Origin of the sequence: Mycolicibacterium hippocampi (assembly GCF_010723735.1) — a bacterium.
GTDB lineage: Bacteria > Actinomycetota > Actinomycetes > Mycobacteriales > Mycobacteriaceae > Mycobacterium > Mycobacterium hippocampi.
Window position 1 is genome coordinate 5358991 of sequence record NZ_BLLB01000002.1, and the last position, 26354, is coordinate 5385344.

At 68.3% G+C, this 26354-nt stretch carries 26 protein-coding genes; 14 read left to right on the forward strand and 12 right to left on the reverse strand.

Features of this window, described 5'->3' with window-relative positions; all coding sequences use genetic code 11:
• The 5 genes from arsC to pth all read left to right on the forward strand — a co-directional run bounded on the left by arsC (position 1) and on the right by pth (position 3421).
• A complete protein-coding gene (arsC, locus tag G6N53_RS26745) occupies positions 1 to 354 on the forward strand; it encodes an arsenate reductase (glutaredoxin) (RefSeq protein ID WP_163894234.1) in 354 nt (117 codons plus the stop codon).
• A complete protein-coding gene (locus G6N53_RS26750; protein WP_163894236.1) occupies positions 351 to 1004 on the forward strand; it encodes an LpqN/LpqT family lipoprotein in 654 nt (217 codons plus the stop codon). The genes arsC and G6N53_RS26750 overlap by 4 nt, the downstream gene beginning before the upstream one ends.
• A gap of 102 nt (positions 1005 to 1106) precedes the next feature.
• Positions 1107 to 1988: an oxidoreductase gene (locus G6N53_RS26755; protein ID WP_163894238.1), complete on the forward strand. Its 882-nt coding sequence runs from the start codon at positions 1107 to 1109 to the stop codon at positions 1986 to 1988.
• Positions 1989 to 2144: 156 nt separating this feature from the next.
• Positions 2145 to 2795, forward strand: coding sequence for a 50S ribosomal protein L25/general stress protein Ctc (locus G6N53_RS26760; protein ID WP_163894240.1), 651 nt, complete (start codon positions 2145 to 2147; stop codon positions 2793 to 2795).
• A 23-nt stretch (positions 2796 to 2818) separates the two neighbouring features.
• Positions 2819 to 3421 (forward strand): aminoacyl-tRNA hydrolase, encoded by a 603-nt coding sequence (gene pth, locus G6N53_RS26765; RefSeq protein ID WP_163894242.1) that lies wholly within the window; start codon positions 2819 to 2821, stop codon positions 3419 to 3421.
• Here the strand turns inward: pth and G6N53_RS26770 are convergent.
• The 8 genes from G6N53_RS26770 to G6N53_RS26805 form a co-directional block, all read right to left on the reverse strand.
• On the reverse strand, positions 3418 to 4446 hold the full coding sequence (locus tag G6N53_RS26770; RefSeq protein WP_163894244.1) for an epoxyqueuosine reductase: 1029 nt from the start codon (positions 4444 to 4446) through the stop codon (positions 3418 to 3420). The genes pth and G6N53_RS26770 overlap by 4 nt on opposite strands.
• A 156-nt stretch (positions 4447 to 4602) precedes the next feature.
• Complete coding sequence (locus tag G6N53_RS26775; RefSeq protein WP_163894246.1) at positions 4603 to 5457, reverse strand: ABC transporter permease; 855 nt, start codon at positions 5455 to 5457, stop codon at positions 4603 to 4605.
• Positions 5454 to 6416, reverse strand: a complete 963-nt coding sequence (locus tag G6N53_RS26780) for an efflux ABC transporter ATPase subunit, DrrA-related (RefSeq protein ID WP_163894248.1) — start codon at positions 6414 to 6416, stop codon at positions 5454 to 5456. Before G6N53_RS26780 ends, G6N53_RS26775 begins: the two co-directional genes overlap by 4 nt.
• 129 nt (positions 6417 to 6545) lie before the next feature.
• Positions 6546 to 8183: a fatty acyl-AMP ligase gene (locus G6N53_RS26785; protein WP_163894250.1), complete on the reverse strand. Its 1638-nt coding sequence runs from the start codon at positions 8181 to 8183 to the stop codon at positions 6546 to 6548.
• A gap of 309 nt (positions 8184 to 8492) precedes the next feature.
• Positions 8493 to 9461 carry a 4-(cytidine 5'-diphospho)-2-C-methyl-D-erythritol kinase gene (locus G6N53_RS26790; RefSeq protein ID WP_163894252.1) on the reverse strand — a complete coding sequence of 323 codons (969 nt, stop codon included), beginning with the start codon at positions 9459 to 9461 and terminating at the stop codon, positions 8493 to 8495.
• Positions 9462 to 9520: 59 nt separating this feature from the next.
• Positions 9521 to 10474, reverse strand: coding sequence for a 16S rRNA (adenine(1518)-N(6)/adenine(1519)-N(6))-dimethyltransferase RsmA (rsmA, locus tag G6N53_RS26795; protein ID WP_163894254.1), 954 nt, complete (start codon positions 10472 to 10474; stop codon positions 9521 to 9523).
• Complete coding sequence (locus tag G6N53_RS26800; RefSeq protein ID WP_163894256.1) at positions 10471 to 11598, reverse strand: resuscitation-promoting factor; 1128 nt, start codon at positions 11596 to 11598, stop codon at positions 10471 to 10473. The genes rsmA and G6N53_RS26800 overlap by 4 nt, the downstream gene beginning before the upstream one ends.
• Positions 11599 to 11681: 83 nt before the next feature.
• A complete protein-coding gene (locus tag G6N53_RS26805) occupies positions 11682 to 12533 on the reverse strand; it encodes a TatD family hydrolase (protein WP_163894258.1) in 852 nt (283 codons plus the stop codon).
• Positions 12534 to 12559: 26 nt separating this feature from the next.
• Between G6N53_RS26805 and metG the strand changes: the two genes are divergently transcribed.
• The 4 genes from metG to G6N53_RS26825 all read left to right on the forward strand — a co-directional run bounded on the left by metG (position 12560) and on the right by G6N53_RS26825 (position 17617).
• Positions 12560 to 14155 carry a methionine--tRNA ligase gene (metG, locus tag G6N53_RS26810; RefSeq protein ID WP_163894260.1) on the forward strand — a complete coding sequence of 532 codons (1596 nt, stop codon included), beginning with the start codon at positions 12560 to 12562 and terminating at the stop codon, positions 14153 to 14155.
• Positions 14156 to 14259: 104 nt separating this feature from the next.
• Positions 14260 to 15453: an NAD(P)/FAD-dependent oxidoreductase gene (locus tag G6N53_RS26815; protein WP_163894262.1), complete on the forward strand. Its 1194-nt coding sequence runs from the start codon at positions 14260 to 14262 to the stop codon at positions 15451 to 15453.
• On the forward strand, positions 15450 to 16331 hold the full coding sequence (locus tag G6N53_RS26820; protein WP_163894264.1) for an RNA polymerase sigma-70 factor: 882 nt from the start codon (positions 15450 to 15452) through the stop codon (positions 16329 to 16331). The genes G6N53_RS26815 and G6N53_RS26820 overlap by 4 nt, the downstream gene beginning before the upstream one ends.
• 41 nt (positions 16332 to 16372) lie before the next feature.
• Entirely contained in the window at positions 16373 to 17617 is a 1245-nt protein-coding gene (locus tag G6N53_RS26825) for an aminodeoxychorismate synthase component I (RefSeq protein WP_163894267.1), read from the forward strand.
• On the opposite strand, the gene rsmI is transcribed toward G6N53_RS26825, so the two are convergent.
• Positions 17600 to 18436: a 16S rRNA (cytidine(1402)-2'-O)-methyltransferase gene (gene rsmI / locus G6N53_RS26830; protein ID WP_163894269.1), complete on the reverse strand. Its 837-nt coding sequence runs from the start codon at positions 18434 to 18436 to the stop codon at positions 17600 to 17602. The two genes, G6N53_RS26825 and rsmI, sit on opposite strands and share 18 nt — an antisense overlap.
• A 42-nt stretch (positions 18437 to 18478) precedes the next feature.
• On the opposite strand from rsmI, the gene G6N53_RS26835 reads away from it, so the two are divergent.
• On the forward strand, positions 18479 to 20038 hold the full coding sequence (locus tag G6N53_RS26835; protein WP_163896399.1) for a dolichyl-phosphate-mannose--protein mannosyltransferase: 1560 nt from the start codon (positions 18479 to 18481) through the stop codon (positions 20036 to 20038).
• A gap of 159 nt (positions 20039 to 20197) precedes the next feature.
• Positions 20198 to 21613, forward strand: a complete 1416-nt coding sequence (locus G6N53_RS26840) for a pyridoxal phosphate-dependent decarboxylase family protein (protein ID WP_163894271.1) — start codon at positions 20198 to 20200, stop codon at positions 21611 to 21613.
• Between the two features lie 183 nt (positions 21614 to 21796).
• Here the strand turns inward: G6N53_RS26840 and arcA are convergent, their stop codons facing one another.
• Positions 21797 to 23005, reverse strand: a complete 1209-nt coding sequence (gene arcA, locus G6N53_RS26845) for an arginine deiminase (protein ID WP_163894272.1) — start codon at positions 23003 to 23005, stop codon at positions 21797 to 21799.
• Between the two features lie 48 nt (positions 23006 to 23053).
• Between arcA and soxR the strand changes: the two genes are divergently transcribed.
• Together soxR and G6N53_RS26855 are read left to right on the forward strand one after the other, a co-directional pair.
• Positions 23054 to 23488: a redox-sensitive transcriptional activator SoxR gene (gene soxR / locus G6N53_RS26850; RefSeq protein ID WP_163894274.1), complete on the forward strand. Its 435-nt coding sequence runs from the start codon at positions 23054 to 23056 to the stop codon at positions 23486 to 23488.
• Between the two features lie 31 nt (positions 23489 to 23519).
• Complete coding sequence (locus G6N53_RS26855) at positions 23520 to 24128, forward strand: alpha-ketoglutarate-dependent dioxygenase AlkB (RefSeq protein WP_163894277.1); 609 nt, start codon at positions 23520 to 23522, stop codon at positions 24126 to 24128.
• A gap of 1 nt (position 24129) precedes the next feature.
• Here G6N53_RS26855 and G6N53_RS26860 read toward each other — a convergent pair whose 3' ends face one another.
• Positions 24130 to 24804, reverse strand: coding sequence for a DUF5642 family protein (locus G6N53_RS26860; protein ID WP_205390474.1), 675 nt, complete (start codon positions 24802 to 24804; stop codon positions 24130 to 24132).
• 29 nt (positions 24805 to 24833) lie between these two features.
• Entirely contained in the window at positions 24834 to 25484 is a 651-nt protein-coding gene (locus G6N53_RS26865; RefSeq protein ID WP_275999185.1) for a DUF5642 family protein, read from the reverse strand.
• Between the two features lie 172 nt (positions 25485 to 25656).
• On the opposite strand from G6N53_RS26865, the gene lpqN reads away from it, so the two are divergent.
• Positions 25657 to 26352 (forward strand): envelope biogenesis lipoprotein LpqN, encoded by a 696-nt coding sequence (gene lpqN / locus G6N53_RS26870; RefSeq protein ID WP_163894281.1) that lies wholly within the window; start codon positions 25657 to 25659, stop codon positions 26350 to 26352.
• The last annotated feature ends 2 nt before the right edge of the window (positions 26353 to 26354 follow it).

Below are 26354 nucleotides of genomic sequence, written 5' to 3' on the forward strand. Positions count from 1 at the left end.
ATGTCGGGGCGTGACACGGCAACGATCTATCACAACCCGAAGTGCTCGACATCGCGCAAGACACTGGAGTTGTTGCGCGACAACGGCGTTGAGCCCGAGGTCGTGCTGTATCTGAAGACCCCGCCGTCACGGGCCGAGATCGCGAAGCTGATCGCCGATGCCGGGATCGACGTGCGGTCCGCCGTGCGCAAGCGGGAGTCGCTCTACGCCGAGCTGGGGTTGGCCTCGGCGTCGGAGGACGAGCTCCTCGACGCGATGGCGCAGCACCCCGTCCTGATCGAGCGGCCGTTCGTGGTGACCTCCAAGGGGACCCGGCTGGCGCGGCCGCTCGACAACGTCCGAGAGATTCTGTGACGGTACGGTCCCTGGCGGCGGCGGCCGCGGTGGCCGTCGTGGCTGCGGGGTGCGGGACGGAAGCCCCCGACTACCAGTCCGTGTGGTCGACGCCCAGCGAGACGAGCACGGTGCCGCCCACCTCGGCGGTGGCGGCGCCGGTGAACATCGCCGGTTTCCTGGAACAGGCCGGCGTCGTCGGCGAGCCCGTCGTCTACGACAAGCTGACAGACCTCACGATCAATATGCCCACGCCGCAGGGCTGGACCCCCTACCAGGGCACCAACCTCGCCCCGGGGACCCGGATGATCGTCAAGGGTGACACCTACCCGACCGCGATGCTGATGGTGTTCCGACTCGAAGGTGACTTCGACGCCCGTGAAGCCGTCACACACGGCAACGTCGACGCCCAGATGTCACAGAACTTCCGGGAGCTCAACACATCCGCAGCGGACTTCGCCGGGTTCCCGTCGTCGATGATCGAGGGCAGCTACGACCTCAACGGCGCCCGGATGCACAGTTACAACCGGATCGTCATCGCCACCGGCGCACCACCGGCCAACCAGCGCTACCTCATCCAGTTCACCGTGACGGGCTATGCCGAGGACGCCGCCGACGAGGCGCCGGACATCGAGGAGATCATCGAGGGCTTCACCGTCGAGGTCCCCTGACCCCTTCTCGCCGGAACGGTATTCCAGCAGAGGTTTTGCGAGCCACGGCCTGCTGGAATGCAGTTCCGGCGGAGGTGGGGGCGAACACTAGGGTGGGAATCCATGAGCGACTGGACCGCCTCCGACCTGCCCTCGTTCGCCGGACGCACCGTGATCGTCACCGGCGCCAACAGCGGCCTCGGCCTGGTCACGGCACGCGAGCTGGCCCGCGTCGGCGCCAAGACCATCCTGGCGGTGCGCAACCTCGAAAAGGGCGAGACGGCCGCCGCGCAGATGGACGGCGACGTCGAGGTGCGCAGGCTCGACCTTCAGGACCTGACCTCGATCCGGGCGTTCGCCGACGGCTTCGCCGAGCCCGGCGCCACCGTGGACGTGCTGGTCAACAACGCCGGCATCATGGCGGTGCCGTACGCACTGACTGCCGACGGCTTCGAGAGCCAGATCGGCACCAATCACCTCGGCCACTTCGCGCTGACCAATCTGCTGTTGCCGAAGATCACCGACCGGGTGGTCACCGTGTCCTCGATGATGCACCTGTTCGGCTACATCAGCCTCAAGGACCTCAATTGGAAGTCGCGGCCGTACCTCGCCTGGCCGGCCTACGGCCAGTCGAAGCTCGCCAACCTGCTGTTCACGACCGAGTTGCAACGCAGGCTCGACGCAGCCGGGTCGCCGCTGACGGCCGTCGCGGCCCATCCCGGGTACTCGGCGACCAACCTGCAGGGAAAGAGCGGGAACCAGTTCGGCACCCGCGTCGCGGACGTCGGCAACCGGCTGTTTGCCACCGACGCCGACTTCGGCGCCCGCCAGACCCTCTACGCGGCCTCGCAGCCGCTGCCCGGGGACAGCTTCATCGGGCCGCGATTCGCCATGCGTGGCCCCACCGGAGCAGCCCAGCGCAGCCCGCTGGCCCGCAACCGCGCCAAGGCCGCGGCGCTGTGGACCCTGTCCGAGCAGCTCACCGGGGTGGAGTTTCCCATCTGATTTTTGGCTGACCACGGTTCTGCGCTACCCTTACCGACGCGTCACGGCGAGGGTGGCCTGCTCTTCATGGCCACCGTTATCGACGGGAACCAGCATCTTCGATGGTGTTCAACCCTGGCCGTGCCCGACATCGATCACCGGCACAGGAGCACCACAATGGCGAGAAACGCCCCCAACAATCTGACCGCGCAGGTCCGCACCGCGACCGGCAAGGGCGCCTCGCGTCGCGCCCGCCGCGAGGGCAAGGTACCCGCGGTGCTGTACGGCCACGGCTCCGACCCACGCCATCTCGAGCTCGACGCCCGTGACTTCGCGGCCGTGCTCCGCCACACGGGCACCAACGCCGTGCTCACGCTCGACATCGAGGGCACCGAGCAGCTCGCGCTGACCAGGGCACTGGAGATCCACCCCATCCGCCGCAACATCCAGCACGCCGACCTGCTCGTGGTGCGCCGCGGCGAGAAGGTGACCGTCGAGGTTCACATCGTGGTCGAGGGTGACGCCGCCCCCGACACCCTGGTCAACCAGGAAACCAACACCATCGAGATCGAGGCCGACGTCCAGTCGATCCCCGAGCAGTTCACGGTGTCGGTCGAGGGAGCCACTGCGGGCACCCAGATCACCGCCGCCGGCGTCGAGCTGCCCGAGGGCGTCACGCTGGTGTCCGATCCCGAGCTGTTGGTGGTCAACGTGATCGTCGCGCCGACCGCCGACGACCTCGAGTCCGAGGGCGCAGGCGAAGAGGGCGAGGCCGCCGCCGACGAGGAAGCCACCGAGGAAGCAGCATCCGACTCCGACTCCGAGTAGGCCTGCCGGGACGGAATGCTGCCGTGGCCGAGCCGCCCCCTGCCCTCGGGCAGGGTCCCCTGTTGGTGGTCGGCCTCGGCAACCCGGGACCGAAGTACGCCCAGAACCGGCACAACGTCGGCTTCATGGTCGTCGACGTCCTTGCCGGCCGGGTCGGCGAGACGTTAAAGGTGCACAAGAAGTCCGGGGCCGAGGTGGCCACCGCCCGGCTCGCCGGTCGGTCGGTGGTGCTGGCCAAGCCACGGGTGTACATGAACGAGTCCGGCAGGCAGGTCGGACCGTTGGCGAAGTTCTATTCGGTGGCCCCGGCGGACATCGTGGTGATCCACGACGAGCTCGACATCGAATTCGGTCGCATCCGGCTCAAGCTGGGCGGCGGCGAGGGCGGCCACAACGGCCTGCGTTCCCTCGTTTCAGCGTTGGGCACCAAGGACTTCAAGCGAGTACGCGTCGGCATCGGCCGGCCGCCCGGCCGCAAGGATCCGGCCGCCTATGTGTTGGAGAACTTCAGTTCGGTCGAGCGCGCCGAGGTCCCGACGATCTGTGAGCAGGCCGCCGACGCCGCGGAGTTGCTGATCGCCCAGGGACTCGAAACCGCGCAGAACACCGTCCACGCGTGGTCCTAGCGCAGCCCCATCCCGCCGTCGACCACCTTGACGGGCTTGTGCGGGAAGCGTTTTCTCGCGTGCGCCTCGGCGTCGGAATCCTTGAGCACATATAGGTTCTCCACCTTGTCCTGAAGCGGCCGCAGCACCAGATCCATGAACCCTTTACGGTCATCGAGATAGGGTTCGATCACCTCCTCCCCCGCAGGGCAGACAGCCAGGCAGTAGGCGGCCTTGTAGTTCGCCTTGAACGACAGGCTCTGCCACATCGACGCGTTTTCCGAATCGGTGACGCGGGAGCGGAAGTCGGCGGCGTCGGTGCTGTCGGCGACGGTCTGCGCCCAGTCGGTGAAACCGCCCATGAACTCGCGGTAGTTGTGCACCGAACAGGCAAAGAAGTCGAAGTCCCCGTTCTTCTTGATGGCACCCACCGGGCACGCCGCAACGCACAGCTTGCATTCCAGGCACGGTGAGTAGTCCAGCGGCTCACCGTAACTGCTGATCGGCGCGGCGACCAGGATGGTGCCGAGGAGGATGAAGTTGCCGAACCTGGGATGGATCACGTTGCGATGGATGCCCATCACCCCCAGGCCTGCGGCCACCGCGACCGGTTTGTGCGCCACCACCCAGATCCGACCGGGAAAGCGGTCCATCTCCATCGGGAAGGTGGCCGACGGGTTCACCACCCGGTAGCCGACGTCCTGCAGCACCCGGGTGATCCGGTGCGCCGCCTCGTTCATGATCTCGCCGCTGCGGTGGAACTCCTGGTTGGCCACGCTGCGCTCGCTGGACCGGACGTTGTCGCGGTTCATCTTCACCACCAGGGAGATGTAGCTGAGCGCGCCCGGCAGGGCGGCTTCGACGTGTTGGCGCTCCGAGCTCAGGGCCGGGTTGTCGACCGCAGCGAAGGCGACGTCGTCGGCCCCGGCGTCCAGACACACCTGCCGCAACCACTCCGCGTCCAGGATGCCCGGTTTCTGTGCTGGACGGGCACGGACCGCGCGCACGGTGGGATGTTCGGCCAGTCGCGCAGGTAACCTCTCCATGCTGGGTATAGTACACAATACTCAGCAACGGCGTATGAATTGATTTCGTCGCCACCGCCGTCGCGGTCGCGGTCGCGGGCCGTGAGCGTGCTCGAAAAGCCAGGAATTACGGCGCGGCGGTGTGCAGACACGCGCGCTCGCGGTACGGCTGGCGTGCTACCCGGACGTGCGGCGGCGGTAGGCATACAACGCCACCGGCGCGAAGACCGCCGTCAGCGCCAGCGACCACAGGATCGTCGACAGCACCGGGTGATGCAGCGGCAGTTGGGCGCCGGCGGGTGCGGGACCGCCGTTGCCCCACAGCTCGCGCATGGCCTGAGCCAGCGACGAGACCGGGTTCCACTCGGCGATCATTCGCAACCAGTGCGGCATCGGCTCAGTCGGCACGAAGGTGTTGGCCAGGAAGGTCACCGGGAAGAGCGCGGTGAACATCACGCCGTTGACCGCCTCGACGGTGCGCATCAGCGAGCCGACGAGGATGCCGAACCAGATCATCCCGAAGCCGAACAACAGCAGCAGCGCGAACGCCAGCACCGCTTCGGCGATGCCGCCCCGGATCCGCCATCCGATCAGCAGCCCCGTCACCGCCATCACCACCACGCCCAGCGACGAGTGGATGACGCTGGCGATGCTGCGCCCGATCAGCACAGAGGACCGGGAGATCGGCAGCGACCGGAACCGGTCGATGATCCCCTTCTCCACATCGGCGGTGATTCCCGCCGCCACCACGAACGCCGAGAACACGATGGTCTGCGCCAGAATGCCCGGAAGCAGGAACTCACGGTAGGAAGCGCCGCCGGTGTTGGTGATCGACGCCCCGAAGACGAATGCGAACAACAGCACGAACATGATCGGCTGCGCCGTGACGTCGCTGAGCATCTCCGGCATCCGCTTGGTGTGAATCATGTTGCGTTTGACCATGATCCAGGACTGTTGCAGCAGATTCGTCGGATGCGTGGGAACGGGACGGGGGGTGATGGGCGCCTGCGCCCTGGTCTCGAGTGCGGTCATGCGCCCACTTCCTCACTGTCCTCGGTTCGGTGCCCGGTCAGCGTCAGGAACACGTCGTCGAGGCTGGGCCGCGACAACCCGATGTCGTCGACGCCGATGCCGCTGTCGCGCAGCCAGCCCGCCACACTGATCATGTCGTCGAGCCCGTCGGCAGAGGCGGTCAGCCTGCGGGCGGCGGTGTCGGTGAACACCTCGGCCCCGGTCCTGGCCAACAGCGCGTGGGCGGGTTCCAGGTCGGCGGCGTCGGCGACGGTGACCACCAGGCTGGCACGACCGGCCTGCTGCTTGAGTTCCAGCGGTGAGCCCTGCGCGATGATGCGTCCCCGGTCGATCACCACGATGTTGTCGGCCAGCTGATCGGCCTCCTCGAGGTATTGGGTGGTCAGCAACAGCGTGGTCCCCTGCGCCACCAGCCCGCGCAGCACGTCCCACAGCTCGCTTCTGCTGCGGGGGTCGAGCCCGGTGGTGGGCTCGTCGAGGAACAGCACCGGCGGCGACGCCAGCAGGCTCACGGCGAGGTCCAGCCGACGCCGCATGCCGCCGGAATAGGATTTCACGACCCGGTCCCCCGCGTCGGTGAGCGAGAACTGCTGCAGCAGTTGATCGCCGATCCTGCTCAGGTCCTTGCGCCGGATGCCGTAGAGGCCGCCGATCATCCGGATGTTCTCCCGCCCGGTGAGCAGCTCGTCGACGGTGGCCACCTGACCCGTCAGGCCCATGTGGCGCCGCACCTGGTCGGGCTCGGTCAACACGTCGTAGCCGGCGACGCGTGCGGTGCCGCTGGTGGGCTCGGTGAGCGTGGTCATCATCCGGACCGTCGTGGTCTTACCGGCGCCGTTGGGCCCCAGCAGACCCAACACGGTACCGGGGGGAACGGTGAAGCTGACGCCGTCGACGGCGGTTTCCTGGCCGTAACGCTTGACCAGTTCGATCGCTTCGATCGCCGGCGGGGATGGCATGCGCTCGACGGTATCCGCGCGGACCGACATCCGGCCACTCGATTACCGGCCGACGACGATGGCGAGCGCGACGTTTTGTACGCAACACGCCGTGCGAGAGCGTGCAGACACGCGCCCTCGCCGGGAAAGCTAGCCGGTGACCAGCGAGACCGACGTGGAGCGGCGCAGCTTGCCCGACGGCGTCTTCGGGATGCTGCCCGGCCCGAGCACGACGACGTTGCGGGGCCGCACGTCGACCTCGGCCACCACCTCGTGGGCGACCTGATGTTCGATCCGGCGGACCTCGACCGGGTCCTCCCAGGCATTGGACTCGACGGCGACGGCGAAGGTCTCGCGCGAGTGCCCGGCGTCCAGTCGAACCGCAACCGCGCAACCGGCCCGGACCCCTTCGACCCGGCCCGCCGCGCGCTCGATGTCGGTCGGGTAGATGTTGCGGCCGGCCATGATGATGACGTCCTTGACGCGTCCGCAGACCACGACGTGGCCGTTGTCGGTCAGGTAGCCGAGGTCTCCGGTGTCATACCAGCCCTGCTCGTCCTGAGCCGGGATGAAACCACCCATGGTCAGGTAGCCGGGTGTCAGGCATTCGCCACGCAGTTCGATGACCCCGACACCGCGCGTCGGCATGATGTTGCCGTGGTCGTCGATGATGCGGGCCTCGAGATCGGTGAGCAGCGGTCCGAGGGTGGCCAACCGCTTGGTGTTGCCTTTCGAGGCGGGCACCGCACGGCGCAGGGCCGCCAGCAGGTCGGCGTCGACCTCGTCGACGACCAAGCCGGCGTTGCACGGCGAGAAGGACACCGCCAGCGTCGTCTCGGCCATGCCGTAGGCGGGCAGGATCGCCTCGGGTCGCAGGCCGAACGGCTTGCCGGCGTCGATGAGGTCCTCGACGTCGGCCGGCTCGACCGGCTCGGCCCCCGACAGCGCGAAGCGCAGCGTGGACAGGTCGAACTCACCTGGCTTGGCCTGCCTGCGCAGCCGCTTGGCGAACAGCGCATAGGCGAAGTTCGGCGCCGCGGTCATGGTGCCCTTGTACTTGTCGATGAGCTTGGCCCACAGCAGGGTGTCCCGCAGGAAGTCCATCGGCGTGACCTTGACCAGCTCCGCGCCGAAGTACATCGGGATGGTCAGGAAGCCGACCATGCCCATGTCGTGGAAGCAGGGCAGCCAGCTGACCATGACGTCCTTGTCGACGTCGTACTCGGCGCCGATGAACATCGCCTCGGCGTTCGAGTAGATGTTGCGGTGCGTGATCTGCACCGCCTTCGGGGATCCGGTCGAACCGGATGTCAGCTGCATCAGTGCGAGGTCGTCCTCGCCGACGTCGATCGGGTCGATCGGCTCCGAGGTCAGCAGGTCGGCGACCGTGAGGACCTTGATGCCCTTCTCCTCCAGCACCGGGATCGCCACCAGGAACGGCTCGGACACGATCACGGCCTTCGCCTCGATCATGCCGATCACGTTCATCGTGTCCTCGGCCCACACCACCAGGTCGGTGCGCGGGGTCGGCTGGTGCAGCATCGTCAGGCTCGCACCGCGCATCCACAGGCCCTGGGCCGTGGGGGCGATCTCCACCGGGAACCCGGCCAACACGCCCACGGCGTCGCCGAGGCCGATACCGGCCGCTTCGAGACCACCAGCGATGCGCCGTGCCCGCTCGTGCACCTCACCCCAGGTGTGCCGGACCGGCTCGTACGGCTCGCCGGTCACCATGCCCCTGCCGGTGGTGTGCGCACTGCGGTACATCTTCTCGGTGAATCTGCTCACCACGACCTCCTCGCCGACATCTGCCCCGATGCGCATGCGCGTTTGCCATGCTCCGCCTGCTGGGAGGCGTTTTCACGGAGGCGCGCACACGGTTGGGCAGCAGTTGTGTCTCGAATCGGTGATGGCCCGTAAGCGCGATCGAACCCAGTCCGTCGCCCACCGTGCTCAGCGGTGGCGGAACTGGTTGCGTCCACTGCTCGACCGCTAGCTCTCACCGTCGCTCATCTTAGGCAACTCTTAAGTAACTGCCAAACGGAAGCGAGGAATGAGTCATTAGTCACACTGGTTCGTGACCCGGCCGAAGCGTGTTCACACCGAGGTCGACGGACTGGGGACGACGCGGGCGCCCTGCACCGGGCCGCTGGCCACCCGGACCGTGCGGCACACCCCGGCCCCGGCGAGTTCGGTGCCGACGTCCACCGCGGCACCTGCCGAACCGCACAGGAACGCACAGGTGGGCCCCGAGCCGGACACCACTCCGGCGAGGGCGCCGGCCGCCACTCCCGCGCGCAGGGTGCGGCGCAGCGACGCGTCGAGGCTCAGCGCCGCGGGTTGCAGGTCGTTGCCGAGCAGCGGCGCCAACTGCGCCGGATCCCCCGAGGCCAGCGCGGTCAGCACCGGTTCGGCCGATTCCAGGCGCGGCGGCAGGTTGCGATCGTCGGCCGCACGCAGTCGGTCGATCTCGCCGAAGACCTTCCTGGTGGACAGTTGGCCGGCCGAGAACGCCAACACCCAGTGAAATGTGTTGCGGGCGAGGACTGTTGCCAGTTCCTCGCCCCGGCCGGTGCCCAACGCCGTACCACCGTGCAGTGCGAACGGCACGTCACTGCCCAGCTGGGCGGCCAGCACATGCAGGTCCCGCCGCGGCACGCCGAGCTCCCACAGCGAGTTCATCGCCACCAGCACCGCAGCCGCATCGGCGCTCCCGCCGGCCATTCCGCCGGCGACCGGGATCGTCTTCTCGATCGAGATCGCGACGTCCGGGGTCCGACCGACGTGCTCGGCCAGCAGTTCGGCGGCGCGCCACGCGAGGTTGCGCTCGTCGGTGGGCAGCGATTCCGCGCCCTCACCCGTGACCTCCACCGACAGCATGTCGGCGGTCGTGACGGTCACCTCGTCGAGCAGTGACACGGCATGGAAGACGGTGGCAAGTTCGTGGTAACCGTCATCGCGCCGGTCACCGACCTCCAGATAGAGATTGACCTTGCCGGGAACTCGGACGCTCACCGACCCGGTGGGCACCCATTCCGATGCGGTATTTCCGTCGTTCGCGGACACCGCTCGACACTAACGCCGCAACGACCCGCGGGGGCACCCGACGCCCGGGCGGTCCCGCCCTATCGCGCGGTGATCTCCGATGCCTGGTCGACGTCGACCGCGGGTTCCTCGACCGACTGCTCGGCAGCGGGTGCGGCCTTGGGCGTGATGTGCCAGTCCGCAGAACGCTGCAACAACCGCACGAAGTCGGCGACGGCGAGCGTCTCACCACGGCGCGACGGATCGATGCTGGCAGCCAGCAGCCGGCTGGCCGACTCGTTGCCCGAACCCGCCCATTCGGCGAACGCGTTGCGCGAGGTCTTGCGCCGCTGTGCGAATGCCACGTCGATCAGCTCGAACACCTGCTCACGGAACTCGGGATCGGTGGGCCAGGGGGACGTCTCGTGCCGGTCGATGCGCACCAGGCCGGAGTAGACGCGCGGAATGGGCCAGAACACGGTCGGCGACACCATGCCGTAGCGCCGCACATTGCCGTAGAACCGGACCTTGACGCTGGGCACGCCGTACTCCTTGCCGCCGGGTTCGGCGGCGAGACGCTCGGCGACCTCGGCCTGCACCATCACCATGACGGTGCGGATGGACGGGAACTCGGCAAGCAGATGGAGCAACGCCGGGACAGCCACGTTGTACGGCAGGTTCGCCACCAGGGCCGTCGGCATCTCGGTGAGATCGGACTTCTTGAACGTCAGGATGTCGCGGTTGAGCACCGTCAACCGGTTGATCTCGCTGTGCGAGTGGTCCGCGATCGTCGTCGGTAGCTGGCGGGCCAGCACCGGGTCGATTTCGACGGCGGTCACCTTGGCGCCGCGGTCGAGCAGCGCCAGCGTCAGCGAACCAAGACCCGGTCCGACCTCGAGAACGTGGTCGGAACGGTTGACGCCGGAGGCCGACACGATGCGGCGCACGGTGTTGGCGTCGTGGACGAAGTTCTGACCGAAAGACTTGCGCGGCCGGAAGTCCATGGCCTTAGCCAGGTGACGAATCTCAGTTCGCCCGAGCAGCCGAATTGTCACGACGCACCGATCCTCCCGCTACAGGTCGGCCACGCCCCCCAACCTTGACGCGCCCGAGTTACTTCAGCAATCGCGATCTGCTCTTCTCTAGTTGCCAGATCCGCCCTCGCAGCATAGCGCAGACCACCGCTGCGCTCCCACGTGTTTTGGTCAAATTGGACGCCACCAAAGTATCCATTGCCGGTATTGATGGCCCAATTACCTCCCGCTTCGCAGCGGGCAAGCGCGTCCCAGGTGGCCCCGTTGGACACCGGGGGCACCTCGGTGCCCGGTTTCGCCCCGACTCTGAGCACACCGTCGCGGGCCGGAGTGATGACGACATTGGCTACTGGCAGCTTGCCGGTTTCGACGCCGTTGACCTTGGCAACCGCGAACGTGACGTCCTGAATGCCGGGTTGTCCCGGATCCTCGACGATCTGCCGGCTCATGTTGAGCGTGACATCCTCGATGCGCTGGTTGTTCGGTGCCAGAGGCACTCGCTGGATGACCTTTTCGACGCGGATCCGGGTGACCTCGACCAGCATCCCGTCGACCACCGGTGACGACGGCGCCGGGACGACGGTATCCCTTTGCTGCAGCGGAGCACCCGCGGCGTCGAGCAGCGCGGCGACGTTCGGTGCGGCCAGACGCACCGTACGGATTGCGCCACCGTCGTTGATCTGCACCGTCTTCGGGCTGACCACCGGCAGCGCCATACCCCCGAGCGGCACCCGGCTACCGCGTGACGCGGCCACCGGCGCCTTGTCGGTCATCTCGAGCTGGGCCAGTGCTTCCTGCACGGTCGACGCGGTCGTCCACACCTGCTCGGAGCCGCCGCCGTCGGTGGAGATGTCCAACGGGCGGCTGCGACGCAGCACGATCGTCCCGGCCTGTTCCACCGGCGAATCGGCGGCCGGAAAGAGGTCGTCGCGGTCGCCGACCTGGTAACCGTTCTCCTCGACGACGTCGATCACCCGGGTCTTCATCGTCGGCACCGTCATCGAGGCACCGTCGACCGTCAGCGTCACCGTCTTGTGCGCGGCAACCGCGGTTCCGCCCGCAAACACCAAAGCCAGCAACGTCGCGGCGACAACCACCCGCAACATCGGCGAGCGCGTCTGATGAAGTCTGTTCAAAGCATTCAAGATCGTCGTCTATCCCCGACTAGAGCAGTACGCGCAGCACAGCGGCCGGCACGCATTTGATTACAAGACGGTAACGAAGTGGTCTACGAGCGGCAACTCTGCAGCCCGTACGTGCGTTCCGCCGTCGCAGAGGTCTCGTCTGCGATGGTCTCCGCGGTCTGGCCGACGATGTCGGCCAGCGCACGCACAGTGTAGGGCAGGCAATAGGGCTCGTTCGGCGCCCCGCGATACGGGTGCGGCGTGAGGAACGGCGCATCGGTCTCCACGAGAAGTTGCTGAGAAGGGATCAGCACTGCAGCTTCCCGCAGTTCACGGGCGTTGCGGAAGCTCACCGTGCCGGACAGGCTGAGCAGCCAGCCGGCCGCCACACACGTGCGCGCCATCTCCACACCGGACGAGAAACAGTGGAATATCACAGTCTCGGGCGCCCCCTCGGCGCGCAGCACGTCGAGCACCTCGACGTCGGCGTCCCGGTTGTGGATCATCAACGGCTTGCCGGTGCGCTTGGCCAGGTCGATGTGCCATGCGAAGGCCTCGCGCTGCTCGGCGGGCCCGGCGCAGCCCTCCAGCCGGCCCGGCCAGTACATGTCCATGCCCGTCTCCCCGATCGCGACCACCCGCGGATCGGCGGCCAGCCGCTCGATCTCTGCCCGGGCCTCGCCGGTCAAAGCAGCGGCCCGGGTCGGATGCAGCGCCACCGCGGCGTACACCCGCGGATCCCACGACGACGCGTCCACCGCCCAACGGGCCGAGGCCAGGTCGTCGGCGATGGTGACGACCGCCCGCACGCCCGCCCGGGCGGCGCGGTCGACGATGGCGCGGACGTCGTCGGCGTCGGCAGCGCCGCAGGCGTCCAGATGGGTGTGTGCGTCGACGAGGGGCGTCAGCGGCTCCGGGAGGGGCGGCGGCTCGCGCCGCTGTTTCGTAGAGCTCACCGCTCACACTTTAAGGTTGCCTTCTGATGCCTGCCTCACTCCCCGGCGCGGGGACGCGCACCCCTGCCTCACTCCCCGGCGCGCCGTACTACATCACCACCGCGATCGCGTACCCCAACGGGACCCCGCACATCGGCCACGCCTATGAGTACATCGCGACCGACGCCGTGGCCCGGTTCAAACGCCTCGACGGCTTCGACGTCCGCTATCTCACCGGCACCGACGAGCACGGGCTGAAGATGGCGCAGACAGCAGCGGCCGAGGGCATCCCGACCGCCGAGCTGGCGCGGCGCAACTCCGATGCGTTCCAGGCGATGCAGCAGGGTCTCGGCGCGACGTTCGACCGGTTCATCCGCACCACCGACGCCGACCACCTCGAGGCATCCGTCGACATCTGGAAGCGGATGGAGGCGGCCGGCGACATCTATCTGGACTCCTACTCGGGCTGGTACTCGGTGCGCGACGAGCGCTTCTACACCGACGACGAGCTCGAAGAACGCCCCGACGGCTCACGGGTCTCCATCGAGACGGGAACCGAGGTCACCTGGACCGAGGAACAGACGTACTTCTTCCGGCTGTCCGCCTACGCCCAGCGACTGCTGGACCACTACGCAGCGCACCCCGAGTTCATCGGCCCCGACGTGCGGCGCAACGAGATCGTCAGCTTCGTCTCCGGAGGTCTGCGCGACCTGTCGATCTCGCGGACCACGTTCGACTGGGGAGTGCCCGTCCCCGACCATCCCGACCACGTGATGTACGTCTGGGTCGACGCGCTGACCAACTACCTCACCGGTGTCGGTTTCCCCGACACCGACTCCGAGGACTTCAGGAAGTACTGGCCGGCCGACCTGCACATGATCGGCAAGGACATCATCCGTTTCCACACGGTGTACTGGCCTGCGTTTCTGATGTCGGCCGGTATCGAGCTGCCGCGCCGGGTGTTCGTACACGGGTTCCTGCTGGTCAGCGGCGAGAAGATGAGCAAGTCCGTCGGCAACGTCGTCGATCCCGTCGCGCTCGTCGAGGCGTTCGGGCTCGATCAGGTGCGTTACTTCCTGCTGCGTGAGGTGCCGTTCGGGCAGGACGGCAGCTACAGCGAGGACGCCATCATCGGACGGATCAACGCCGACCTCGCCAACGAGTTCGGCAACCTGGCCCAGCGGTCGTTGTCGATGGTCAACAAGAACCTCGACGGCGTGGTGCCCGAGCCCGGACCGTTCAGCGACGCCGATCGGGAGCTTCTGGCGCTCGCCGACGAATTGCTCCCCAAGGTCCGCGCGCACTTCGACGTGCCGGCCATGCACCTCGCGCTGGAGGCGATCTGGTCGGTGCTCGGAGCGGCCAACCGGTACTTCTCGTCGCAGGAGCCGTGGGTGCTGCGCAAGACCGACACCGAGGAGGCCCGGGTGCGGTTCGCCACGGTGCTGTACACGACGCTGGAGGTGGTGCGCATCGCGGCGCTGCTGAGCCAGCCGGTGATGCCCGACGCGACGGCGAAGCTCCTCGACCTGCTCGGCCAGTCCGGCGACCAGCGCTCGTTCGCCGCGCTGCCGGTGCGGTTGGCGCCCGGAACCGTGCTCCCCGCCCCCACCGGTGTCTTCCCGCGCTTCCAACGCGACTGAGTTTCTCCTAGTTTCTCCTATACAGAAGTGATGCGCGTCACGTCGTGTCACATCCGGACCGCCGCCGGTGTCTCGAGGGCAGGTCCGAGAAAAGGAGAGACACCATGAACGAGAAGAACACCAAGGTCGCCAATGTCGCCAATGTCGTCGTGGTCGGTGGCGGCTACGCCGGCGTCCTGGCCGCCAACCACCTGCGCCTCGACGACAGCATCGACATCACGTTGATCAACCCGCGGCCGTCCTTCGTCGAGCGGATCCGGCTGCACCAGTTCGTGACCGGATCAGACGACGCGGTGGTCGACTACGGCACGGTGCTCGGCGAGGGCATCAACCTGGCCGTGGACTCCGCGACGCGGATCGACACCTCCGCCCGCCGGGTCGAACTGGCCTCCGGCGGCAGCATCGGCTACGACTACCTGATCTATGCCGTGGGCAGCACCGGCGCCGCCCCGACGGTCCCCGGTGCAGCCGAATACGCCTATCCGATATCGGAATACGAACACGCCGAACCGCTGCGCGCGGCCGTGGCGGCCAGTGGTGCCGACGCGCCGCTCTGTGTGGTCGGCGCCGGACCCACCGGTCTGGAGATGGCGGCCGAACTCGCCGAGGAAGGCCGGCGCGTGACGCTGATCTGCGGCACGGTGATGGGCCCCTACCTGAGCACCCGCGCCCGCCGCGCGGCCGCCAAGCGGATGGCCAAGCTCGGCGTCACCGTGATCGACGGTCCAGGGGCGGTCGTCACCGAGGTGCTGCGCGACACGGTGGTGCTGGCCGACGACCGCAGGGTCGCCGCCGCCGTGACGATCTGGACCGCCGGGTTCGGCGTGCCCGACCTGGCCGTGCGCAGCGGCCTGAGCACCGACTCGATCGGCCGACTCCTCACCGACGAAACCCTGACCAGCGTCGACGACCCCCGGGTCGTCGGGGCCGGCGATGCGACGGCGCCGTCAGACCTGCCGCTGCGGATGAGCTGCCAGGCGGCGATCCCGCTGGGCGCGCAGGCCGCGAACACGGTGCTCAGCCGGATCGCCGGCACCCCGCCGAAGCCGTTGAACCAGGCCTTCACCGGGCAGTGCATCAGCCTCGGCCGGTCGGCGGGGCTGATCCAGATCGCTCACCTCGACGACACCGTGACACCGCTTTACCTCGGGGGCCGGGCCGCGGCGAGCATCAAGGAGGCGGTCTGCAAGGGCACGATCTCGTTCCTGTCCCGGGAAGCCCGCAAACCGGGCAGCTACTTCTGGCTCAAGGGCGGAAAGCGCCAGCAGAAGCTGGCGGCCCAACCGGTGCCGTCGTGAGCGAACACGCCGAACGCTTCACGCATCTGCGGCCGCTGCTGTTCACGATCGCGTACGAGATCCTCGGCAGCGCAACCGAATCCGACGACGTCCTGCAGGAGAGCTACCTGCGGTGGGCCGACGTGGACCTGAAAAAGGTGCTCGACACCAAGGCCTACCTCGCCCAACTGGTCACCCGGCAGTCGCTGAACACGCTGCGGGCGCAGTCGCGGCGCCGGGAAGAGTACGTCGGGCCGTGGCTGCCGGAGCCACTGCTCACCGAGCAGGATGCGTCCGCCGATGTGGTGCTCGCCGAGTCGGTGTCGATGGCGATGCTGGTGGTGCTGGAGACGTTGACCCCGGACGAGCGGGCGGTGTTCGTTCTGCACGAGGTGTTCGGCTTCTCCCACGACGAGATCGCCGCGACGATCGGCAAGTCGGCGCCGGCGGTGCGCCAGATGGCGCACCGCGCCCGCGCCCACGTGCAGGCGCGACGAAAGCGGTTCCAGCCCGTGGACGCCAAGGTGTCCTCCGAGCTCACCACTCGGTTCTTCACCGCGGCCGCCACCGGTGATCTCGACGGCCTGATGGCGATGCTCGCGCCCGACGTGGTGTGGACCGCCGACAGCGACGGCAAGGTCAGCGCGGCCCGCCGGCCGGTGGCGGGGGCGGATCGCGTGGCCAGACTCATCCTCGGGTTCATCCGGCTGGCCGGTTCCGACGGCAGGGTCGAACCCGCGATCTACAACAGCGCACCCGGCCTGGTGCTCTATCTCGGCGACCATCTGGAGGGGGTTGTCACCTTCGAGGTGATCGACGGCCGGATCACCAACTTCTACGCGATGCGCAACCCCGAGAAGCTGGCCACCGTGATGGTGCCCCGCCGGATCGGCCGGTAACCGGTAGCCCACGGCAGGCTCGGGTCTGTCAGGCTGGGTCGGTGCGCATCGAGCGACTCGGCGATTTGGGTGATGCCTCGTCGGTGCTGCGCGCGCTGGGGGCGGCCGCGACCTCGCAGGGCATGGCCCCTCCTGCCGCCCTGACCGGCGCCTGGTTCGGGTCGCGGGCGATCATCGCGCCGTCGCTGACAGCGTCGGAGGTCCCGGCCGGCGAGGTCTTCGACGTCGCATCCGGGCACTGCACCGACGGCCCGGTCGGGGGCGGCTGGTTCGGGTATCTGTCCTATCCCGACGCCGGCGCCGACGGGCTGGGCCCGCGGATTCCGCAGGCTGCGGGCGGTTGGACCGACAACGTGCTCCGATGTGACGACCACGGCACCTGGTGGCACGAAAGCCTCTCCGGGGCAGCGCTTTCCGGTTGGGTTTCGGATGCTCTGCGGAATCCCGCTGTCCCCCGCTGCACTCAGATCGTCTGGGGCCAGGCAGACCGTGCGGCCCACCACCGGGGCGTGCTCGACTGTCTGGACGCCATCGGCGCCGGTGAGGTGTATCAGGCCTGCGTGTGTACGCAGTTCACCGGAACGTTCGCCGGCGACCCCCTCGATTTCTTCGCCGAGTCGGTGTCCCGGACCGCTCCCGGCCGCGCGGCCTACGTCGCCGGGGACTGGGGTGCGGTGGCGTCGCTGTCGCCGGAGTTGTTCCTGCGCCGCTGCGGTGAGGCAGTGACGTCGAGCCCGATCAAGGGCACGCTGCCGGCAGACGCCGACCCGGCCGGGCTGCGCGCGTCGGTCAAGGACGTCGCGGAGAACATCATGATCGTCGACCTGGTGCGCAACGACCTGGGACGGGTGGCCCGCACCGGGTCGGTGTCGGTGACCGAACTGCTCGCGGTGCGCCCGGCGCCGGGCGTGTGGCATCTGGTGTCCACGGTCTCGGCGCGGGTGCCCACCGATCTGCCGATGTCGGCCATGCTGGACGCGACGTTCCCGCCGGCGTCGGTGACCGGCACCCCGAAGGGACGGGCCCGCGAACTGCTGACCGGGTGGGAATCACACCGGCGCGGCGTGTATTGCGGCACAGTAGGTCTGGCATCGCCGGTGGCCGGCTGCGAGTTGAACGTGGCGATCCGCACGGTGGAGTTCGCCGCCGGTGGGACTGCGGTGCTCGGCGTCGGGGGCGGCATCACCGCCGACTCCGACCCGGGCCGCGAGTGGGACGAGTGCCTGCACAAGGCCCGGCCGATCATCGGTCACCTCGGCGCGCTGACGTCAGTCGCGCGCGCGTAGCACCGCGTCGTAGAGCTCGCGGCGCGACGGAGCGCCGGGGTTCGCGGCGACCACCTGGGCGCACGCGTCCTTGACCCGCATGCCGTCCTCGACCAGCCGGTTCACGTCGGCCACCAGCGCCTCGGGGTCCGCGGTCGGGATGGCCCCGGCCAGCACCACGGTGACCTCGCCGAGCACCCCGTCGGCGGCCCATTCGGCGAGTTCGCCGATCGACCCCCGGACGATCTCTTCGTGGGTCTTGGTCAGCTCCCGGCAGACGACCGCCCGCCGCTCGGGACCGAACACGGCGACGGCGTCCCGCAGGCAGTCGGCCAGCCGTCGCGGCGACTCGAAGAACACGCAGGTCCGCGGCTCTGCGACCAGCGACCGCAGCCACGAAGTGCGCGCCGACTGCTTACGCGGCGCGAACCCCTCGAAGCAGAACCGCTCCGACGGCAGGCCGGCGACGGCCAGTGCCGTCGTCACCGCGGACGGACCGGGCAGACACTGCACCGGCAGGTCGTTGTCGACACAGGCCGACACCAGCCGGTAGCCGGGATCGCTGATCAGCGGCATCCCGGCGTCGCTGACCAGCAACACCGTCGCCCCGCCGCGGATGTCGTCGACCAGCGCAGGCACCCGCGACGCCTCGTTCTGGTCGAACACGCTGACCACCCGCCCGGCGAGCCGGACCTCCAGCGCCTGGGCCAGCGTGCGGACCCGGCGGGTGTCCTCGGCGGCGATCACGTCGGCGCTGCCCAGCGCCCGGACCAGTCGGGCCGACGCGTCCGACGGCTGCCCCAGCGGGGTGGCTGCGACAAGCAGTCGGCCGGGGGACATGGACTACAGCCTACGATCGCTGTCGTGAGCGCCACCGCGGACGTGAGGAGCAGGAGTACCCCCGCGGACGAACTCTTCGCTCACGAGCGCACGGTTCCGGTGATCAGCCCGGGGCCGCTGGTACCCGTCGCGGATTTCGGCCCGATCGACCGGTTCCAGGGGTGGATGATGACCGCGGTCATCACCGCGCTGGCTGCGGTCACCCGGTTCCTCAACCTGCGGTCGCCGACCGACGCGGGCACTCCGATCTTCGACGAGAAGCACTACGCGCCGCAGGCCTGGCAGATGTTGCACAACAACGGTGTCGAGGACAACCCGGGCTACGGGCTGGTGGTGCACCCGCCGGTCGGCAAGCAGCTGATCGCCCTCGGCGAGGCGATGTTCGGCTACAACGGGCTGGGCTGGCGGTTCTCCGGCGCGGTGTGCGGCGTCGTCATGGTTCTCCTGGTGGTCCGGATCGCACGGCGGATCAGCAGGTCCACGCTCGTCGGCGGGATCGCCGGGCTGCTGGTGATCGCGGACGGCGTCAGCTTCGTCACCGCGCGCACCGCCTTGCTCGACGGGTTCCTCACGGTGTTCGTGGTTGCGGCGTTCGGCTGCCTGATCGTCGACCGCGACCAGGTGCGCGAACGGATGCACATCGCGCTGCTGGAAGGCCGGATCGGCGAGACGGCATGGGGTCCGCGCCTCGGGGTCCGCTGGTGGCGTTTCGGCGCGGGCGTGCTGCTCGGGCTGGCCTGTGCGACGAAGTGGTCGGGGCTCTACTTCGTGATGTTCTTCGGCGTCATGACGGTGGCCTTCGACATCGCCGCGCGCCGGCAGTACCGGGTTCCGCGGCCGTGGCTGGGGGTGTTTCGCCGCGACGTCGGTCCCTCGCTGTACGCGCTGGTGCTGATTCCGTTCGGGGTGTACCTGGCGTCGTACGCGGCCTGGTTCGCCTCGGAGACCGGGACCAACCGCTACCAGGTGGGCCGCTCCATCGGACCCGACAGCGTGCTGCCGGTCCCCGACGCGGTGCGCTCGCTGTGGCATTACACCTACGCGGCCTTCCGTTTTCACTCCGGGCTGACCAACGCCGACGGCAACCACCACCCGTGGGAATCCAAGCCGTGGACGTGGCCGATGTCGCTGCGACCGGTGCTCTACGCGATCGAGACCGAGAACGTGCCGGGGTGCGGCGCGCAGTCGTGCGTCAAGGCCGTGATGCTGGTCGGCACCCCGGCGATGTGGTTCGTCGCGGTGCCGGTGCTGGCGTGGGCGGTGTGGCGCGCATTCGTCAAGGCCGACTGGCGTTATGCGGCGCTGCTGGTCGGCTACAGCGCGGGCTTCCTGCCGTGGTTCGCCGACATCGACCGGCAGATGTACTTCTTCTACGCGGCCACGATGGCACCGTTCCTAGTGATGATCATCGCGATGATCCTCGGCGACATCCTCTACAAACCGAGGCAGAACGCCGAGCGACGAACGCTGGGGCTGCTGGTGGTGTGCTGCTATGTCGCCCTGGTGATCACGAACTTCGCCTGGCTGTACCCGATTCTGACGGGTCTGCCGATCTCGCAGAGCACGTGGAACCTGCAGATCTGGCTCCCCTCCTGGCGCTAGCCCCCGGCCGAAATGGGGTTTTCAGGTCGTCATTCCGCTCACCGGCCTGGTGGGTGAGGTGCAGTGTAGCGATGACGACGCGCCCAACCAGACGGCCCAACAGCAACGACCTTCGGCGTCCATGTGCACGGCATGGACTCGAGAACAAGGATCATTCCAATGGATCAGCATTCTGACCCGGTTCGAACCGACGACATCTACGCGGCGCTGCCAATGGCGATGGAACTAGCGACCGAATACCTGGCGGGTCTCCCACACCGGGCGGTCGATGCGATCACCAGCTACGACGAAGTGGTCGATGCCCTGAGCGGGCCGCTGCCCGACCAAGGCACGAATGCGGTGGAGGTAGTCGAGCGGTTAGCCGCCACTCTGGGTCCGGCAACGATTGCGTGCGCCGGCCCCCGCTACTTCGGCCTCGTGGTCGGGGGAACGTTACCCGCGGCGCTGGCCGCCGACTGGCTGGTATCGACCTGGGATCAGACGGCCTACAGCCGGATGTCCTCGCCGGCGGGTGCTGCGATCGATGCCGTCACCGAGCGCTGGGTTCTTGACGCTCTCGGGCTGCCCAGGGGAGCATCGGTGGGTTTCGTGACCGGAGCCACGGCGGGAAACGTCGTCGGGTTGCTTTCCGCACGGCACGTGCTGTTAGCGCGGCGAGGTTGGGACGTTGAGGCCGATGGTCTCGCGCAGGCACCCCGTGTTCGCGTCCTCGTGGGCGACGAGGTCCATCCCTCGGTACTGCAGGCGTTGCAGATGATCGGTTTGGGAGCGCGCCGCGTCGAGCGCGTAGCCGTCGACGCACAAGGAGCCATGAGAGCGGATGCGCTCGCCGACGCGCTCGCCGCTGACCCAGACCCCGCCATCGTCTGCGCACAAGTCGGCAACGTGAACTCCGGAGCGTGCGACCCGGTGTCAGAGATCGTCGCGGCAACGCGCGAGCACGGCGGATGGGTTCATGTTGACGGCGCGTTCGGACTGTGGGCTTGTGCATCGCCGCGACTGTCGGCACTCGTTCGAGGTGTCGAGCTGGCCGATTCGTGGTCGACCGACGCGCACAAGTGGCTCAACGTCCCGTACGACTGCGGGCTGGCCATCGTTGCCGATCGCCGAACTGCCCGCTCGGCACTGGGCGCCAACACCAGCTATCTTCCCACGAGTAGCGAGCGCGAACCCGGTGTCCTTGTGCCCGAGATGTCCCGGCGTGCACGGGCGGTCCCCGTCTACGCAGCGTTCGCCTCGCTAGGCAGGCAGGGGCTGCGACAACTGATCGAACGCTGCTGCGACCATGCCGACCGTCTGGCCCAGATGATCCAGGCCACGCACGGCTTTGTCGTGTGCAACGACGTCGTGCTCAACCAGGTCCTGATCCGTGCTGACGACAGCGACGAGCGCACTTGGCTTGTGGCAGAACTCGTGCGACGCACAGGTGAGGCGTGGGTCGCGGGAACCGAATGGCACGGTCGAGCGGCGATACGCGTTTCCTTCTCCAACTGGACGACAACAGATACCGACGTCGACCGCCTCGCCGAAGCGCTGCGGCAATCGCTGACGGCGGCGCGCAAGGCACAAGAATAAGGCAAGGCTGCGGCCGAATCCGACAACACAGCAATCGTCTCCTCCAACGATTCCAGGTCATCGACGGCGAGCCGAAAAGAAACCATTCTCCGACAGCCCCACCGCGCATGGGCACAACGCGAACCAGACGTGAAGGTCGTGCGAGAGGTGAATTCAACGACCGCGAAACCCATTTCGGCGCAACTAGAGCGGGTCGCGGGCCGCCGGGCACGACATACAGCGCGGCCCGCCGCGGCCGGTGCCGAGCTCGGACGCCGCGATCGACAGCACCTCGATGCCCGAATCCGCAAGGCGGGCATTGGTTTCGGTATTCCGCTCGTATGCCACCACCACCCCGGGTGCCAGCGCCAGCGTGTTGTTGCCGTCGTCCCACTGCTCGCGTTCGGCGGTGACGGGATCGAGCCCGGTGTCGATCACCCGCAGCTTCCCGATGCCCATCGCCTCGGCTGCGGCATTGACGAACGGCGCGGCGCCGTCGATCTTCACCCCGTCGGATGAGCGGCGAATCGTGAACGTCGTCAACGAGTCCACGATGTTCGGATACATCACGACGGCATCGGTGTCGACCATCGTGCACACAGTGTCGAGATGCATCTGCGCCCGCTCCTGCGCGATCGGCACCGCCAGCACCGTGTGCGCCAAGTCATCGTCGAAAAGGCTGCGCGCCAACGCCTCCGCCCCCGCCGGTGTGGTCCGCTCCCCCACCCCGACGGCAACCACGCCGGGCGCCAGCAGCAGCACGTCGCCGCCCTCGACCGGGGCCGACCGCGACTCGTAGGCGCGGCGGACGCCGAGGAAACGCGGGTGGTGCGCATAGATCACGTCGGTCAGCGACGTCTCGCGTGACCGAGCGGGCAGGGCGAGCGAGGTGATGGCCACCCGCGGGCCGATCCAGAACGACGAGTCCCTGGCGAAGAGCAGGTTGGGCAGCGGGTTGATCACGAAGTCCCCGCCATGGTGCATGCGCCTCACCAGCGACAGTTCGTTCTCTCCGAACGACAGCTCGTCGAACGTCATTCCGGCCATCAGCACATGTGCCAACGAGGCGGCGTCCAGAGTGCGCAGGTACGTCGAGAGCTCCTGGGCCAACGGCAGACCGAGCCTTCGGGAGTCGACCGCGGCCGCGATGCCGTGCATCCGGGCGGCCCCGCTGTTGGCCAGCGCCTCGGTGAGCAGGTCACCGAGCAGCAGCACCTCGACCCCGCGGGAACGCAGCAACGCCGCGAAGGCGTCGTGCTCCTCCTGCGCCTTGGCCACCCACGGCAGCCCGTCGAAAAGGAGGGTGTCGTTGTTGCGGGGCGTCAGCCGCTGCAATTCGGGACCCGGACGGTGCAGGATGACGGCCCGCAGCGTACCGACCTCGGAATTGCACCCCAACACCACGTCCGTCACATCAAGCACCGTATCCCGAAACAGCCCACCTCAACTATTGTTGAGGTCATGGAGATGGCACAGGAGCTCACTCCCGGGGACATGGCGGTCCGCAGTGGCGTGGCGGTTTCCGCCCTGCATTTCTACGAGCGCGAGGGGCTCATCGCCAGCCGGCGCACCACCGGCAACCAGCGCCGCTACAGCCGCGACACGCTCCGCCGGGTCGCCTTCATCCGGATGTCGCAACGGCTCGGGATCCCGCTGGCGCGGATCCGCGACGCGCTGTCGACGCTGCCCACCGATCGGGTCCCCACGAGCAAGGACTGGGCCCGGTTGTCCGCAGGCTGGCGGGAGGACCTCGACCAGCGCATCCTGCACCTGCAGCGGCTGCGCGACAACCTCACGGGCTGCATCGGCTGCGGGTGCCTGAGCCTGAAGGTCTGCGCACTCGCCAATCCCGGCGACTCGCTCGCCGAGCACGGCCCGGGCGCAGTCCGGCTCTGAGTTCGAACGCCTGTGCGATAGACTTCGGCTCATGGAGCCGGCTCTGCAAAGCTCTCTGTTCGACCACGCCGAACGCCGCGACCTCGGCGACGGCGCGTGGCTCGAGCTCCGTTCCGGATGGTTGTCCCAGGACGACGCTCGAGACGACTCACTGTTCGCGCAACTGCGTGACACGATCCCCTGGCGGGCCGAGCGCCGCCAGATGTACGACCGGGTTCTCGACGTTCCCCGGCTGGTCAGCTTCCACCACCTCGTCGACGACGAACCGCCCCATCCCCGGCTGAAACAACTCAGAAGACGCCTGAACGACGCCTACGCCGGCGAGCTCGGCGAGCCGTTCGTGACGGCCGGGCTGTGCCTCTACCGGGATGGCAACGACAGCGTCGCCTGGCACGGCGACAACATCGGCCGCAGCAGCACCGAGGACACCATGGTCGCCATCGTGGGCCTGGGTGCGGCCCGGGTTTTTGCGCTGCGACGCCGCGGCGGCGGCCCGTCGCTGCGGCTGCGCCACGGCCACGGCGACCTGCTCGTGATGGGCGGTTCGTGCCAACGCACCTGGGAACACTGCGTCCCGAAGACCGCCCGCCCCACCGGTCCGCGGATCAGCATCCAGTTCCGGCCGCACGACGTGCGGTGAGTCAGCCCCTGACCAGGCTGACCGCTTGGGTGACCAACTCGCGGGCGCGCGCCGTATCAACCGGGACGAGCGGCTGGTCCGGGATCACCAGCGAGTTCGCGGTGACGATCACGATGAAATTGCCGAAGTTGGCGACGTAGTTGTAGAGGTCGCCGGTGCGCGGTGCGCCACCCGCGGTGGTCTGCAGCACTCGGCGGGTGCCGACGACCTGGGTGTTGTCGATCTGCGGGGCCTCGACGACCTTGATCAGGCCACGGACCCCCCGCCCGCCGAACACCACCTCCTGGCACTGCTCGGTGGGCACGCTGGCGGGCACCGGTTCGGAGGTCTCGACCGCGATCACGATGTATCGGAGGCCGTCACCTTCTGCCGTGGTCGCGGCCATGTTGCCCTGCACCCCCGCTGGGACGGCCAGTTTGCCGGCCGCCTCGGCGCAGTCGGGGGGGTCGAAGACCAGCCCCTCGGGCAACGACTGCGGGCCGAGCAGTCCCGGCTCGATGGCGGCCGGGCCCACGGTGCTGACCGTGAACGACGGACCGAACTCGGACTCGAGGTCGGCGACGTTGGCGATATCGGCTTGCGAGAGGTCCTCGGGCTGTCCGGAACTGCACGCCGCCAGCAGCCCGGCGCACGCGACGGCCAGCGCCACCTTGGGGTTCGACAAGGGGTTCGACATCGCCGCCAAATGTACCCGGGTGGTCCGGTTCAGCCGCGCAGCGCGGATGTGGCGCTGGCCAGCAGGTCGCCCGCAAAGCCGGGTCCGAGCGCCGGATGGGGTGATCCGGGGTCGGTGATCAACGTGACGAAGCAGACGTGACCGTCCAGGTATGCAATGAATGTGTCTGCGCGGGAGCGTGTTTGTGTCCCACCCTCGACCCGGGTGGTGGCAGTGGTACTCATCGCCACCGTTGTTGCGGCGTCGATCACCGGACCGGGCCGTGTGCTGACGGTCCCGGTGGTGTGCCCAGATGCCACCGTCCACTGCGCACACTCGGCGAGCAGCGTGGAACCCGGCACCTGTGGGCCGTGGGCCCGGGCGACCACCGTGTGCACGATCCCGCCGGGCCCGGACGCCGACCAGCCCCGGGTCGTCGCCGGGTCGACGGCCGGTACCGCCAACTGCGCGCACTGCGGCGGCTCCGAGACCGCCGCCTCTGCGAAGCCCCACAACACGATCGGTGCGGGTGCTGCGGTGTACCCGGCGACCTCGTAGCCACCGGGCAGCTCGCTGCGGGTCCGGTCGATTCTCGCGGGGTTGATCTGGCCCGCTCCCGATGTCGTCGAGGACGGTGCGGGGGCGGGTTCCGTCGGCTGGGCGCAGCCGGCACCCAACACGGCCAGTGCGCAGACCCCCATCAGCCTCACGGCCCGTTGATACCACGTGACGGCACCAGGTCCGTGACGGCACCAGTGTTCGCCCGCCTTTTCCATGAGATCTGGTTCTCGGACGGTTATGCTGCGCTGCGATCCGGCTTTCGTCGAGCGCAGACTGCGTCCACGCCACGGGGCCGATGAAACAGGAGACGACATGACAATTCCCATTCGGGCCGGCGTCACCGCCATCGCCGCCGTCGCACTCGGAATCGGCCTCTCAGCCTGCGGTTCCGACACTCAGACCGAGGAGACGACGACCACCACGTCGGCCGAGGCGGAGACCACCACCAGTGAGGCTCCCACCACAACGGCCGAGGCCGCCGGGCCCGCCAAGACCATCGTCGACTACATCCAGGAGAACAACATCGAGGAAGCCCCGGTGAAGCGTGGCGATCCTGGTGCGCCGACCATCGACCTGCCCTTCCCCCCGGGGTGGGAGGACGCCGGGCCCGCCACCCCGGAATGGGCATACGGCGCAATCGTCTTCACCGGCGACCCGGCGATGGCCCAGGACCCCCCGACGATCATCGCGATCCTGTCCAAGCTGACCGGAAACGTCGACCCGGCCCAGATCCTCGAGTACGCCCCGGGCGAGATCCAGAACCTGCCGGAATTCGAAGGACCCGAGACCGGCCAGCCCGGCACCCTCGACGGGTTCGAGTCCGCCCAGATCGGCGGCATGTACGTCCGGGACGGCGTGACCCGGATGATCGCCCAGAAGACCGTCGTGATCCCCGGCCAAGACGGCCTCTACGTGCTGCAGCTCAACGCCGACGGCACCGAGGATCAGGCCATGCCGCTGATGGACGCCACCGCGGCCATCGACGAAGAGGCCACGATCACCCCCTGAGG

What these genes read in the sequence shown, in the direction of transcription:
- arsC (WP_163894234.1), top strand. Translation starts at nt 1, where the DNA reads ATGTCGGGGCGTGACACGGCAACGATCTATCACAACCCGAAGTGCTCG.
- G6N53_RS26755 (WP_163894238.1), top strand. Translation starts at nt 1,107, where the DNA reads ATGAGCGACTGGACCGCCTCCGACCTGCCCTCGTTCGCCGGACGCACC.
- G6N53_RS26760 (WP_163894240.1), top strand. Translation starts at nt 2,145, where the DNA reads ATGGCGAGAAACGCCCCCAACAATCTGACCGCGCAGGTCCGCACCGCG.
- G6N53_RS26770 (WP_163894244.1), bottom strand. Translation starts at nt 4,446, where the DNA reads ATGGAGAGGTTACCTGCGCGACTGGCCGAACATCCCACCGTGCGCGCG.
- G6N53_RS26775 (WP_163894246.1), bottom strand. Translation starts at nt 5,457, where the DNA reads ATGACCGCACTCGAGACCAGGGCGCAGGCGCCCATCACCCCCCGTCCC.
- G6N53_RS26780 (WP_163894248.1), bottom strand. Translation starts at nt 6,416, where the DNA reads ATGCCATCCCCGCCGGCGATCGAAGCGATCGAACTGGTCAAGCGTTAC.
- metG (WP_163894260.1), top strand. Translation starts at nt 12,560, where the DNA reads ATGCCTGCCTCACTCCCCGGCGCGGGGACGCGCACCCCTGCCTCACTC.
- G6N53_RS26815 (WP_163894262.1), top strand. Translation starts at nt 14,260, where the DNA reads ATGAACGAGAAGAACACCAAGGTCGCCAATGTCGCCAATGTCGTCGTG.
- rsmI (WP_163894269.1), bottom strand. Translation starts at nt 18,436, where the DNA reads ATGTCCCCCGGCCGACTGCTTGTCGCAGCCACCCCGCTGGGGCAGCCG.
- G6N53_RS26840 (WP_163894271.1), top strand. Translation starts at nt 20,198, where the DNA reads ATGGATCAGCATTCTGACCCGGTTCGAACCGACGACATCTACGCGGCG.
- soxR (WP_163894274.1), top strand. Translation starts at nt 23,054, where the DNA reads ATGGAGATGGCACAGGAGCTCACTCCCGGGGACATGGCGGTCCGCAGT.
- G6N53_RS26855 (WP_163894277.1), top strand. Translation starts at nt 23,520, where the DNA reads ATGGAGCCGGCTCTGCAAAGCTCTCTGTTCGACCACGCCGAACGCCGC.
- G6N53_RS26860 (WP_205390474.1), bottom strand. Translation starts at nt 24,804, where the DNA reads ATGTCGAACCCCTTGTCGAACCCCAAGGTGGCGCTGGCCGTCGCGTGC.
- G6N53_RS26865 (WP_275999185.1), bottom strand. Translation starts at nt 25,484, where the DNA reads ATGGGGGTCTGCGCACTGGCCGTGTTGGGTGCCGGCTGCGCCCAGCCG.
- lpqN (WP_163894281.1), top strand. Translation starts at nt 25,657, where the DNA reads ATGACAATTCCCATTCGGGCCGGCGTCACCGCCATCGCCGCCGTCGCA.